The organism is Selenomonas ruminantium AC2024, from assembly GCF_000687995.1.
GTDB classification, from domain to species: Bacteria; Bacillota; Negativicutes; order Selenomonadales; family Selenomonadaceae; genus Selenomonas_A; species Selenomonas_A ruminantium_B.
The window spans coordinates 1,015,255-1,028,575 of sequence record NZ_JIAC01000001.1; the positions used below are offsets into that span (position 1 = coordinate 1,015,255).

Annotated in this window: 8 protein-coding genes; all 8 read left to right on the forward strand. The window is 50.8% G+C overall.

Going from position 1 to position 13,321, the window contains the following annotated elements:
* Positions 1-10 precede the first annotated feature (10 nt).
* On the forward strand, positions 11-1,447 hold the full coding sequence (gene glgA, locus P157_RS0104745) for a glycogen synthase GlgA (RefSeq protein ID WP_026759991.1): 1,437 nt from the start codon (positions 11-13) through the stop codon (positions 1,445-1,447).
* A gap of 64 nt (positions 1,448-1,511) precedes the next feature.
* Positions 1,512-4,985: a 4-alpha-glucanotransferase gene (gene malQ / locus P157_RS0104750; protein WP_026759992.1), complete on the forward strand. Its 3,474-nt coding sequence runs from the start codon at positions 1,512-1,514 to the stop codon at positions 4,983-4,985.
* 621 nt (positions 4,986-5,606) lie between these two features.
* Entirely contained in the window at positions 5,607-7,139 is a 1,533-nt protein-coding gene (gene guaA / locus P157_RS0104755; RefSeq protein WP_080695467.1) for a glutamine-hydrolyzing GMP synthase, read from the forward strand.
* Between the two features lie 128 nt (positions 7,140-7,267).
* A complete protein-coding gene (locus P157_RS0104760) occupies positions 7,268-7,594 on the forward strand; it encodes a hypothetical protein (protein ID WP_026759994.1) in 327 nt (108 codons plus the stop codon).
* A gap of 470 nt (positions 7,595-8,064) precedes the next feature.
* A complete protein-coding gene (gene eno / locus P157_RS0104765) occupies positions 8,065-9,366 on the forward strand; it encodes a phosphopyruvate hydratase (RefSeq protein WP_026759995.1) in 1,302 nt (433 codons plus the stop codon).
* A gap of 99 nt (positions 9,367-9,465) precedes the next feature.
* Positions 9,466-11,292 carry a M48 family metalloprotease gene (locus P157_RS0104770; RefSeq protein ID WP_329811656.1) on the forward strand — a complete coding sequence of 609 codons (1,827 nt, stop codon included), beginning with the start codon at positions 9,466-9,468 and terminating at the stop codon, positions 11,290-11,292.
* A gap of 167 nt (positions 11,293-11,459) precedes the next feature.
* Positions 11,460-12,446 (forward strand): ROK family protein, encoded by a 987-nt coding sequence (locus tag P157_RS13895; RefSeq protein WP_051598497.1) that lies wholly within the window; start codon positions 11,460-11,462, stop codon positions 12,444-12,446.
* A gap of 1 nt (position 12,447) precedes the next feature.
* Complete coding sequence (locus P157_RS0104780; protein ID WP_026759997.1) at positions 12,448-13,314, forward strand: histidinol-phosphatase HisJ family protein; 867 nt, start codon at positions 12,448-12,450, stop codon at positions 13,312-13,314.
* Positions 13,315-13,321: the final 7 nt, after the last annotated feature.

Sequence of the window (13,321 nt, forward strand, 5' to 3'; positions counted from 1 at the left end):
GAAATCCGAAATGAAAGTTCTTTATGTAGCATCGGAAGCTGTACCTTTTGTCAAGACGGGGGGCTTGGCTGACGTGGCCGGGTCTTTGCCCAAAGCACTTTTGAAAGAAGACGTGGATATTCGGGTAATCATGCCGAAGTATGGTGCGATTGCCAAGGAATTTGTAGACCAGATGGAACATGTTTATGACGGCGAACTCGAAGTTGCCTGGCGCAGCAAGTATGTCGGTCTGGACAAGCTGGTTTACAACAACGTAACCTATTATTTCGTAGATAATCAGGAGTACTATAATCGTGAAGGCTTCTATGGTTATGACGATGATGCCGAGCGTTTCTCCTTCTTCAGCCGTGCGGTACTCAACCTCCTGCCGGCTATGGACTTCTGGCCCGATGTCATTCACAGCAATGACTGGCATGCAGGTCTCGTGAATGTGTTCCTGAAGCTGGAGCACATGGATGATGAACGCTATCAGAAAATCAAGACGCTGTATACGATTCACAATCTCAAATATCAGGGTGTGTTCCCCAAGAATGTCATGGAGGATGTACTCGGACTTGACTGGAAGTATTTCAACAACGGCGATTTGGAATTCTACGATGCGGTGAACTTCATGAAGGGCGGTATCATTTATGCCGACTATGTATCCACCGTCAGCAAGACCTACGCACAGGAAATTCAGTATGAATACTTCGGTGAGCATCTGGACGGCCTGCTGCGCAGCCGCCGGGATGACCTCTTTGGCATCGTCAACGGCATCGACTATGATGTGTACAATCCGATGACGGATAAGAACCTCTTTGAAACCTATGATGTGGACAGCCAGGACCGCAAGATGGACAACAAGGTTGCCCTGCAGAAGATGCTGGGTCTGCCGGAAGGCCGCCGTACGCCGGTTGTCGCTCTGGTTTCCCGTCTGGTAGCCGCCAAGGGCCTTGACCTCATCGTGCGTATGATGGATGAAATCCTCATGCATGAGGATATCCAGTTCATCGTGCTGGGTACCGGCGACAAGGAATATGAAGACTGGTTCAAGGGGCTGGCATGGCGCTTCCCGCACAAGGTGTCCGGCAACATCAAGTTCTCCAATGAACTGGCACAGCGCATCTATGCCGGTGCGGATATCTTCCTGATGCCTTCCAATTACGAACCCTGCGGTATCGGCCAGATTGTAGCAATGCGCTACGGTACGATTCCTGTAGTACGTGAGACGGGCGGCCTCAAGGATACGGTGCAGCAGTATGACAAGTACACCCAGACAGGTAATGGCTTCGTCTTCAGCGACTACAACGCGCATGAGATGATGTATGCGCTGAAGCGTGCCCTGAGTTCCTATGAAAACTACGAAGAATGGAACCATATCGTTCACAACGCTATGGCAACGGACTTCAGCTGGGATAATTCGGCTAAGGAATATAAGAAGCTCTATGAGCAGCTGGCAAATAAATAAGGATTAGGTTGTACGGGGCGGCAAGCATTTGCCGCCCTTAACCGCAAAAAAAGGAGGGGTTAGGTTGCTTGTACGCAATGAAGTTGAACATAACTCCCATAACGTGTACTATCGCAGTCCGATAGGGGCTGCTGAGGCAGGGAGCAAGGTGAGACTGGGGCTGCAGATTAAGTCAAAGCAGCAGATTAATCAGGTATTGCTGCGACTTTGGCAGGACCAACAAGGGGAAAAACTTTTGCCATTGACCACCAAAGACCCTCAGGAAGCAGAGGTCCGTTACTATTCTCTGGAAGTGGAGATGCCGGCAAAGGGCTGTCTGCTCTGGTATTATTTCATTATTTCCTGCAGTGATGGTACCTGTTATTATGGCAACAATATGGAGCATTTGGGGGGCAGCGGTGGTGTTTATCCCAATGTGCCGCCATCCTATCAGATTACCGTCTACAACAAGGGCGCAAAGACTCCGGACTGGTTCAAGCATGCGGTGATGTACCAGATTTTCCCCGACCGGTTTTATCGTCAGGGAGATAAGCTCATCGAAAAAGAAGGTGCTGTTTACCATGCCAGCTGGACAGATGACCCTTGCTACTACAAGGACCCGGACACCAAGGAAATCGTATCTTATGACTTCTATGGCGGCAATATTGCCGGCATCATGGCCAAGCTTGACTATTTGAAGGAACTGGGCATCAGCGTTATTTACCTCAATCCGGTGTTTGAATCCGAGAGCAATCATCATTATGATACCGGGGATTACCATAAGATTGACCCCATCTTGGGCACGAATGAGGAGTTCCGGGATTTTGTGGAAGTGGCGAAAAAGAAGGGCATCCGCATCATTCTCGATGGTGTGTTCAGCCATACAGGCAGCAACAGCCGGTACTTCAACCGCAAGGGGAAGTATGAAGGTGTAGGTGCTTTTCAGTCAGAAAAATCGCCCTATTATGAATGGTATAATTTCCGCAATTTCCCCTATGAGTACGATTGCTGGTGGAACTTTGACACTTTGCCCAATGTAACGGAAACCAACCCGTCCTATATGGATTTCATTTACCGTGCCCCGGACAGTGTGCTTCATCACTGGCTGAGCGAAGGGATTGCGGGCTGGCGTCTGGATGTTATCGATGAATTGCCGGAACCATTCTCGCAGGGATTCTATGCAGAGCTCAAAAAGACAGATAAGGATGCCGTGATGATAGGCGAGGTTTGGGAGGATGCTTCCAACAAAATCGCCTATGGCACGCCTAGAAAATATCTTTGCGGTCAGGAAATGGATTCGGCCATGAATTATCCCTTCCGCAAGATTTTGCTGGATTATCTGCTCGGATATGTGACAGCTCATAATACCATGCTGCAGCTGAACAGTCTGCGGGAAAATTATCCGCGGGAAAATTTCTACGCCATGATGAATCTGATTGGCAGTCATGATGTGCAGCGAGCTATTACCCTCTTAGGGGAAACGCCCTATTACGACGGCATGCCGGCCGTTGAACAATGCCGGGCAAAACTCACGCCGGAAATGTACAAGATAGGCAAGGCACGTCTCAAGATGGCGGCGCTATTCCAGATGGCTTATCCCGGTGTCCCCTGCATCTATTATGGGGATGAAATCGGCATGGAAGGGTTCAAGGACCCCACGAACCGCCGGCCTTACAAATGGCAGGGCGGCGATGAGGAACTGCGGGAATATTACCGCACCATCATCAAGGCCCGCAATGAACACGATGCCCTCCAGACCGGTGAATTGTTGTCCCTGACGGCAGAAGGAGATGTTCTGGCCTTTGCCCGGGTGGTGCGCAGTGGTCATGATGTATTCGGTGCTGATGCGGACAGCGGCGCCTTTATCGCTGTCTTTAATCGCAGCCGCAGTGAGTCCCATACCGTCACGCTGGATATCAGCGACTTTGCCGATGGGCAGTTTGCGGATATGGTGGCGGTGGAAGGTGTGAAGGTCGAAAAACTTGTTTCCGTACGGGGCAAGCTGACGGTGAAAATGCCGCCGCTGACGGCAAGACTGCTCGAATATGAGCCACTGCCCCGGAAATACGAGCGGGGGGCTGGCATCCTGCTGCATCCCACCTGCCTGCCATCTAAGTACGGTATTGGGGATATGGGCAAAGAAGCCTATAAGTTTGTAGACTTTTTGGCAGAAGCCGGACAGAAAGTTTGGCAGATTCTACCCTTGGGGCCGGTGGGCTTTGGGTACTCACCCTATCAGTCACCCTCGGCCTTTGCGGGAAATCCGCTGCTCATTGATGTGGATGAATTGTTAGAGCAGGGCTGGCTGACACCGGCCGAAGTAAAGATGCCTTATGCCAGCAAATCCTCCTTTATCGACTTTGAGCGGGTTATCTCCTTCAAGCAAAAATGCTTCAAGAAGGCATGGCTGGCTTTCCAGAAGAGCAAAGATGTGGAGATAAAAGGTCAGTTCCAGGCCTTTACCGAGGAAGCTGCCAGCTGGCTGGATGATTATGCTCTCTTTGATGCGGCCAAGAAGGACTTTAAGTATAAGGCTTGGTATGAATGGCCGGAACCCATCAAGAGCCGCGATAAAAAAGCCTTGGCGAAACTGGCTGAGCGGCTGGAGGAGAATGTGGGCTATGCCAAGTTCGTGCAGTTTATCTTCCATAAACAATGGAGCAAGCTTCACGAATATGCAGCCAGCAAGGGCATTAAAATCATGGGAGATATGCCTATCTTCATTTCCCATGACAGTGCGGATGTCTGGGCCAACCAGAAACTCTTTGACTTGAACGAAGATGGCACGGCCAAGACCGTGGCGGGCGTTCCCCCCGATTACTTCAGTGCGAACGGTCAGCTTTGGGGGAATCCCCAGTATGACTGGAAGGCCATGGAGAAGGAAAATTATGCCTGGTGGAAGAAGCGCTTTGAAAATCTGCATCGGCTGGTGGACATCGTGCGTATCGACCATTTCCGGGGCTTCGAGTCCTATTGGGAAGTGGATGGCAAAGCGGAAACGGCCATTAACGGCCATTGGCGTAAGGGCCCGGGCAAGGCATTCTTTGACATCATCCGCAAGGAAGTTCCGGGACTCGAAATCGTGGCGGAGGATTTGGGCATTATCACCGACGAAGTGGAAGCCCTGCGGGAGGACTGCGGCTTCCCGGGCATGAAAGTTCTGCACTTTACCCTGCACTTCAACGAACAGGGGCGGTTAGGCTTTGTGGCTCCGGAAAACAGCATTGTCTATACCGGCACCCACGACAACAATACCACCGTGGGCTGGTACAAGCAGGACATCGATGAAGCCACCCGGGCTGCGGTGGCCGCCCTGCTGAACAAGCCGATGGACAGACCCAAGGAGATTGCCAAAGGGCTGCTGAAATTTGCCTATGCGAGCGAGGCCAGATTGGCCATTGCGCCCATGCAGGATTTGCTCGGACTTGACGAGCGCGGCCGCATGAATACGCCAGGCACTGTAGGACTCAACTGGAAGTGGTGTCTGAAGCCGGATTATTTGCTGGAACTCGAACCGGCAGAACTGAAAGCCATGTGTAAAAAGTATGAACGTTGCTAAGCACGTTTCGCTATTTTGATTGGGACTACCACCAAAGTAGTAGAATGACTCATATTATATACTTTGGTGGTATTGTCCTTGGTAATATTCAATCGTATAATAGCAATTGTCACTTGGGGAAGTGATGACACACATGCCTTTCTTTGTGAAATAAAGTGGGGAAGCTTTACAGGTAAAGGAATTATTATGATAAAAGCCGCAGGTTATCGTGCCTGCGGCTTTTCCTTTTTGAGTTTTATATAAAAAAATCCTGCCATGGGGAATGGCAGGTAAAAGTTGGGAATGCTTCACCCGGTTAGGATAAAAGCTCTATATAAAATCAGTACGCTCGCTGTGAGAATAAAAATATTACCGATTAAGGAAACATCCCTATGTCACAACGGTGCTATTATAGCAAGTTCCCAACGTCCAGGCAAGCGAAGAAAATGGGAGGATTAAGGAGAAAGATGGTCATATAGGCAGATATTCAGCTGTATACAGGAATAAAACAATTTTTTTAGTTCTTTGTTGAAAATATGCTGACCGCTTTTAATTCGTGTGTCCTTATGATATAATCGTTAAAAAGCTTTATGGACATATAGAAAACAGGAGGAAGATATTTTGAGCAAGCCGGCAAATGAAATGATTTTGGTGTTGGATTTCGGCGGGCAGTACAATCAGCTGATTGCCCGGCGGGTGCGGGAAAACCATGTGTATTGCGAAGTACATCCGCATACATTGTCTTTGGATGCGATTCGGGAAATGGCACCCAAGGGCATTATCCTCACTGGCGGCCCCAACAGCGTGTATAAGGAAGATTCGGCTACTTGCAGCGAAGAACTCTTTAAGCTGGGCATTCCGGTGCTGGGCATCTGCTATGGTTCCCAGCTGATGGCCCATAAGCTGGGCGGCAAGGTGGATACGGCACCTACCAGCGAATACGGCAAGACGGAAGTCACCATCAAAGAGCAGGCTTCGAAGCTCTTTGCGGGTGTGGAGGCCAAGACCATCTGCTGGATGAGCCATACGGATTATATCGCCAGTGCCCCGGCTTCTTTCAAGGTTACGGCAGATACTCCTGTTTGTCCGGTGGCCGCCATGGAAAATGCGGCGGAAAACCTCTATGCCGTGCAGTTCCATCCGGAAGTTATGCATACGGTGCAGGGGCAGACCATGCTCAAGAACTTCGTCTACAATGTTTGCGGCTGTGCCGGTGACTGGAAGATGGATTCCTTCGTGGAAAAGACCATTGCGGAACTCAAGGCAAAAATCGGTGGTGGCAAGGCGCTCTGCGCTCTGTCCGGCGGCGTGGATTCGTCTGTGGCAGCTGTCCTCATGTCCAAGGCCATCGGCAAGCAGCTGACCTGTGTGTTCGTTGACCATGGCCTCTTGCGCAAAGATGAAGGTGACCAGGTAGAGGCAGTGTTTGGTGAAAACGGTCCCTATGATGTGAACTTTATCCGCGTAAATGCTAAGGACCGTTTCTATGCTAAGCTCAAAGGCGTAACGGAGCCGGAAGCCAAGCGCAAGATTATCGGCGAGGAATTTATCCGTGTGTTTGAGGAAGAAGCCAAGAAGATTGGTGCAGTGGACTTCCTCGTGCAGGGCACGATTTATCCGGATGTTATCGAAAGCGGTCTGGGTAAATCGGCTGTGATTAAATCCCATCACAACGTGGGCGGCCTGCCGGATTTTGTGGACTTCAAGGAAATCGTGGAGCCTCTGCGCCTGCTCTTTAAGGATGAAGTGCGCAACGCCGGCCGTGAACTGGGCATTCCCGAATATCTCGTGAGCCGTCAGCCGTTCCCAGGGCCGGGGCTTGGCATCCGCATCATCGGTGAGGTTACGGAAGAAAAGGTCAAAATCGTGCAGGAAGCGGATGCCATCTACCGTGAAGAAGTGGCTAAAGCCGGTGCTGACAAGAATCTGGGCCAGTATTTTGCCGCGCTTACCAATATGCGCTCCGTTGGCGTTATGGGTGACGGTCGTACCTATGATTACGCCATTGCCCTGCGGGCGGTTATGACTTCTGACTTTATGACGGCGGAAAGCGCACAGCTTCCCTGGGAAGTTCTGCAGACGGTTACCACGCGTATCGTCAACGAAGTCAAGGGCGTCAACCGCGTCATGTACGACTGCACGGGCAAGCCGCCTGCAACCATTGAGTTTGAATAAGAATTTTTCTTCGTGCACAACAAATTAAATTTTCATTAAAATTTGTGATTAGCTATTAATTAATCCTGCATTTATACGATAGTATAGATGCAGGATTTTTTCTGACGTTTGTGGAAAGGAGGATACGCATGAGTATTAATACGATTGCGTCAACCAGCAGCCTCAATTACTGGCAGCAGGAAGCCAAAGCCAGAACCGATTACAATCTGCATTCGGCGGCGGGAACTTTTGGCCAGATTCTGGCTAAGCTGACATCGAGCGAGGCTGCAGCGGATTCCGAAGTGGAAAGTGGTGTGGGGGCAGTGACCCTGACCAAACTGCTGGCGGATGGTTCGCTGGTCATTCTGAAGGTGGAAGGAAACCGTGTGATTTCCGAAGCCAAACTGGATGGCACGAGCGTACTGGAACAGCAGCATCTGCTGGGGAATACGGTTTCAGCCAGTACGACGGCTTGATGCCAAAGGCTGATGAAGGGATTAAAATGCTAGACTCGCTGTGAGGAGATGGCGGGAAAGGGAATTATGGATAAGGGAATAGCCAAAAGGTTCTGACCGGTCAGTTGATTGGTCAGAACCTTTTTTTATGTGGTCTTTGTGTCATAGGCATAACAAAAGGCCACGGAGTGGGATTGACTCCGTGGCCCTCTAGGGAAGGGATGATAAAAAATTTGAGAAATGGGAAGCAAGAAGGGTGGGATATTCCTTCTTGTCTAGGGAATCAATAAGAACACCAGCCTGGGGGATTAACCAAGCAGTTCTTATCGACATCCTTATAATAGCAAAGTTTTATGAAAAGAATATGTAACTTGAGTTACAAAAAAAGAAAAAATGTATTTTTTTTGCGAGATTTATGATATTGAAAATCTTTATCGATTATATTATAATGGATTTGTAAGATTCATTTGTTGAAGATAAGGAGGATATCCATGAAGGATTATTTGCAAATCATGCAGGTTATTGGCCGGGAGATTATTGATTCCCGGGGCAATCCTACGGTGGAAGCTGAAGTGGTACTGGCGGATGGTTCCCGGGGAAGGGCGGCAGCGCCTAGCGGGGCATCCACCGGTGAGTTCGAGGCTTTGGAACTGCGGGATGGCGATAAAGATAAATTTGGCGGCAAGGGCGTTTCCAAGGCCGTGGCCAATATCAACGAGAAGATTGCGCCTGCACTTATTGGTGTGGATGCAGCCGATGGTTATGCTGTGGATGGCATTATGCTGGAGCTGGACGGTACAGAGGACAAATCCAATCTGGGTGCCAATGCCATTCTGGCCGTGTCTCTGGCAGCCGCCAAAGCGGCAGCTGCGGCGCAGGACATTTCCCTCTATCGCTACTTCGGCGGTCTGAATGGCAATCAGCTGCCGGTGCCGATGATGAACATCTTAAATGGCGGCGCACATGCCACCAATTCTGTGGACACGCAGGAGTTTATGATTATGCCGGCGGGCGCGCCCACTTTCCGCGAAGCACTGCGCTGGTCCACAGAGGTATTCCATGCGCTGCAGAAACTCTTGAAGAAGGAAGGCAATACCACGTCTGTTGGGGATGAAGGCGGCTTTGCACCGGATTTGAAATCCGATGAAGATGCCATTGAACACATCTTGCAGGCTATTCGGGATGCCGGTTATGAGCCGGGCAAGGATTTTGTGCTGGCTATGGATGCGGCATCTTCTGAATGGAAGAGTGAGAAGGGCAAGGGCCATTACAAGCAGCCGAAGTCCGGCCGGGAGTATACTTCTGATGAACTGATTGCCCACTGGAAGTCCCTGATTGAAAAATATCCCATCTACTCCATCGAAGATGGTCTGGATGAAGAAGACTGGGAAGGCTGGCAGAAGATGACCAAAGAGCTTGGGGACAAGGTTCAGCTGGTCGGTGATGACCTCTTTGTCACCAATACGAAGCGCCTGAAAAAAGGTATCGACATGGGTTGCGGCAATTCCATTCTCATTAAGCTCAATCAGATTGGCACGCTGTCGGAAACATTGGAAGCCATCAAGATGGCCCATAAGGCCGGTTACACCGCTGTGGTTTCTCATCGTTCCGGCGAGACGGAGGACACCACCATTGCCGACTTGGCAGTGGCCCTCAATACCTGCCAGATTAAGACCGGTGCTCCGTCTCGTTCCGAGCGCGTAGCGAAATACAATCAGTTGCTGCGCATTGAGGAAGAACTGGGCAAGAGTGCCGTTTATCCAGGCAAGGCAGCCTTTAACCATACGAAATAAGCCAATTCTTTTCTGAATAAAATCACCTCATATCCGAAGTGTTTTCAGCTATTTCTAATCAATTTGTGGTAGAATAAAGCAAATGCTTATGGATATGAGGTGATTTTTTTGTGGAAGAATAGCAAATGGCATAAAAAATTGACGGCTCTTATCGTGATGGGGGCCTTGGGAATAAGTGTGGCGGCGCCGCTGCCCAAAGCGGAGGCGGTGGATGCCTGGGGGGCAGCAGCGCAGGCCTTGGGCGTTTATGCGGCCTATAAGTCCAGTCTGGCAGGCATTCTGGCGCTGGGCAATGATGTCAATGCCCAGGTGCAGAGTCGGATTCAGGATGTGCAGAAGAATGGCCTTGATGGCAATGACAACGATGTGCAGGTGGTGAATTCCGTCATGGCACAGCTGCTGGCGAAGGGGAACTATGTGCTCAAGGTCAATTCCCTGCCCTTTGTCTGGGCCGTGAACGACAGCAAGGATTTCAATGCCGCCTGCTATCCTACCAATTACATCAGCATCAACCGGGCCTTGGTGCGGGGTCTTAATATGGAACCGGATGAGCTGGCGTCGGTATTCGCCCATGAAATGACGCATGGCCTCGAACAGCACAGTGCCAAGAATTATGCCCAGGCGGTGGCGCAGTACATGGGCATGAGCATGATTAATATGGATACCAACTCCATGGACTGGAATAAGCTCAACGGTTTGGTGAACTATTCCATTGCCAAGAACATCACGTTGCCCACAGAGTACGAGGCCGACGAGGGCGGCTTTTACCTGATGGCCAGTGCCGGTTTCAATCCCGGCGGCGGAGCTGCGGCCATGGCCCGCATGGCCTACTACCTGACCTATGAAACGCAGAATTTCCTGGAATATCAAGACCCGGACACCAAGCGGCAGGAGCGGGAAAGCTACAGCGACCATCCCGAGACGAAACTGCGGGAAGACAAGCTGGCGCAGATGATGTCCGATTATGGCTGCGCACATGTGACGGTAAAGGATAGGAAGGACATCTATGTGGATGGGGAAAAGCTGCTTTCGGCAGAGTCCACTTCCGAGGATTACGACAATACAGCGGAAACGGCTTATCTGGTGGCTGGTGCGCTGGCCAAGGCCTTCCATGATTACGACAGCATCACGGGCTGGAATTTCCGTCAGGATGGGCAGGGGAATCTGACCTGTCTTTCGAATGACAGGGTGAATGCGCTGCTGCAGAAGTTTCTAGTAAAGGCGCAGGCCGGAGCAAAACTCCAGTCCCTGGTGGAAAGAGCCTATGCCGGGGAAGCGGCCAGCGGTGCCCGTAACAAGATGCTGGCTGAAGAAAGTAAGCGGAACCAGAAGCTGGCCGAACGACGAGAAGAAGTGTTAAACGCTGACGGCAAGGCGGTCAAGAAGCTGCGGGAGAATGCGGACGCCTACAGTGATTACGGTCAGGGCGACAAGGCGTTGGCGCAGATGCAGCGGGTCTTGGCCAGCCGCAATATGGACAATCTGGCGGAAAGTCAGGCCATCAACGCCCGGGCTAAGGCGGTAAGCGGTGACTTTGCCGGAGCGCTCAGCGAAGCGGATAAGGCGGTAGCTGCGGACAATAAGAACATCTACACCTATTTGAACCGGGCCGACATCTATCATATGCTGGGCGAGCTGGACAAGGCGCTGGCAGATATCGCCCAAGCGAAGGAAATTGACAAAAAGAACGCAGTTTCCTATTATTTGGCGGCGGTCATTGAAGATGAACAGGGCAACACGGAGCAGGCCAAGGCTGATTTTGCCGAGCTTTACCGTCTGCAGCCCAAGGCCGTGAGCCGTATTCCGGACGAATACCTGCAGGCCATTTCGCAGAAGGAATACGAGAAGCGCCAGAAGGATAAGGCGGAAGCGCGGAAAAAATATGCCGAAGAATGGAAAAAGGCGCATAAGGACAAGGACAAATAAAGCATAAAAGAACGGACAACAGCAATGCCACCTTTGATAATATGATGTATATCAGGGGGAAGATAGATATTATCGTTGCAAAAAGTTAGTTTTGACAAGTCAAAAACATTATGTTAAAGTGTGTTTATAAAGTTACTTTATAAACACACTTTTTTGAGGTTTGAAGCATGGATAAAAAAGATATACGCAGGGCCAATATGCAGATTCTGCAGCAGGCACTGATGGACTTGGGTCAGGCAACCAAACCGCAGTTAGCTGAGGCTTCGGGATTCAGTGTGGTGACCGTCAACGCTTTGTTGAAAGAATTGGTGGAAGCAGGTGTGGCCGAAACAGTGGAGGCGGCAGTTCCTGGAGAGGCGGGCGGCAGACCAGCCCAGAAGTTTGCTTACTGCCGCAACCGGAAGCTGGTGCTATTGCTCTATATGTTTGAGGAGCAGGGCCGGGATAAGCTGGTGCTGGCCGTGGAAAACCTGCTGGGGGAAATTATCTGGCAGAAGGATGTGTTTCCTGTTGAGATTACGGAAGCGGTTTTGCTGGCGGAACTGCAAGAAGCCAGCAAGGAATTTCCTGAAGTCTGCCAGATACTGCTGGGGATGCCCGGTGTGGAAGTGGCAGGCAAAATGCTGGTTATTGACTATCCTGAGCTGCGGGATTTGACTTTGACATTTGACTTGTCAAAAAAGCTGGGCTTACCGGTCCATTTTTGCAATGATATCAATGCGGCGGTGAGCGGGTACGGCAGGGCTTGCCCAAACGCTGATGAGGAAACCATTGTCGGCCTTTACTGGCCCCACGGCTATCCGCCAGGAGCGGGGATTTTGCTGGGTGGCAGACTTTATACAGGCCGGGATGGTATTGCCGGGGAAGTGGGCTGCCGTTTTTCGTCTGGTGAGTCCTATCAGGAAGGCGATTTTTCCCGGATGGCGGCCACGGAAATCATCCGGCTGGTGCGGTATTGGAATCCCCATCGGTTAGCGATTTACCGGGAAGGACTGACGGAAGGCGAGTTGGCTGGAATCCTGACGGAATGTCAACAGGAACTGCCCCGCGAATTGCTGCCGCAGGTAGAGCTTAGCGTCTCTTTTGCACAGGATTATGTGGCGGGGCTACAGCAGATAGGAAGAGAATTGATTTGCGCTGAGGGAGGCTGTTAAGATGCTGGCAGATTATCATGTGCATACGGAATTCAGTGATGATTCCCAGGAATTGATGGAGGAACAGGTCAAAAAGGCCATCGATCTGGGGCTGGACGAGCTTTGCATCACCGACCATGTGGACTATGGTGTCAAAAAGGATTGGACGGAGGGCGATATCGTGTATCGGCCCGGTGACGGCATCGGGCTGGCCATAGAGGAGCAGCAGCCCTTGGCTAATGTGGATTATCCGGCGTATTTTGCCAAGTTCCGCCGCTTGCGCGATGAATTCAGCCGGGAGATTAACCTGCGCTGCGGCTTGGAATTTGGCGTGCAGACGGGGACGATTCACCGCTATGAGGAACTCTTTGCCCGGTATGAACAGGAGCTGGATTTCGTTTTGCTCTCCATCCATCAGGTGGAGAACAAGGAATTTTGGAATCAGGAGTTTCAGCAGGGGCGGACGCAGAAAGAATACAATGAGCGATATTATCAGGAAATGTACAACGTGATTAAGGCTTTCAAGCATTATTCTGTGCTGGCCCATGTGAATCTGATCAGCCGCTATGACAAGCAGGGCAAATATCCCTTTGCCGCGGTTCGGGATATGGTGGCGGAAATATTAAAGCTGGCCATCGCAGACGGCAAGGGGATTGAACTTAATACATCGTCCTGGCATTACGGCCTTGATGATACCATGCCTTCCCGTGATATTTTGCGCTTGTATAAGGATTTGGGCGGTAAGATTATCACCATTGGCTCCGATGCCCATTCCACGAAATATCTGGCGGATCATATGCGCGACGCCTGGGAAATCCTGGTCAATGAAATCGGCTTCGCCAAAATCTATACCTTTGCACATGGCGAGCCTATAGCCCACGATTTTTAATTCGACG

What these genes read in the sequence shown, in the direction of transcription:
- glgA (WP_026759991.1), top strand. Translation starts at nt 11, where the DNA reads ATGAAAGTTCTTTATGTAGCATCGGAAGCTGTACCTTTTGTCAAGACG.
- guaA (WP_080695467.1), top strand. Translation starts at nt 5,607, where the DNA reads ATGATTTTGGTGTTGGATTTCGGCGGGCAGTACAATCAGCTGATTGCC.
- P157_RS0104760 (WP_026759994.1), top strand. Translation starts at nt 7,268, where the DNA reads ATGAGTATTAATACGATTGCGTCAACCAGCAGCCTCAATTACTGGCAG.
- P157_RS13895 (WP_051598497.1), top strand. Translation starts at nt 11,460, where the DNA reads ATGGATAAAAAAGATATACGCAGGGCCAATATGCAGATTCTGCAGCAG.
- P157_RS0104780 (WP_026759997.1), top strand. Translation starts at nt 12,448, where the DNA reads ATGCTGGCAGATTATCATGTGCATACGGAATTCAGTGATGATTCCCAG.
- eno (WP_026759995.1), top strand. Translation starts at nt 8,065, where the DNA reads ATGAAGGATTATTTGCAAATCATGCAGGTTATTGGCCGGGAGATTATT.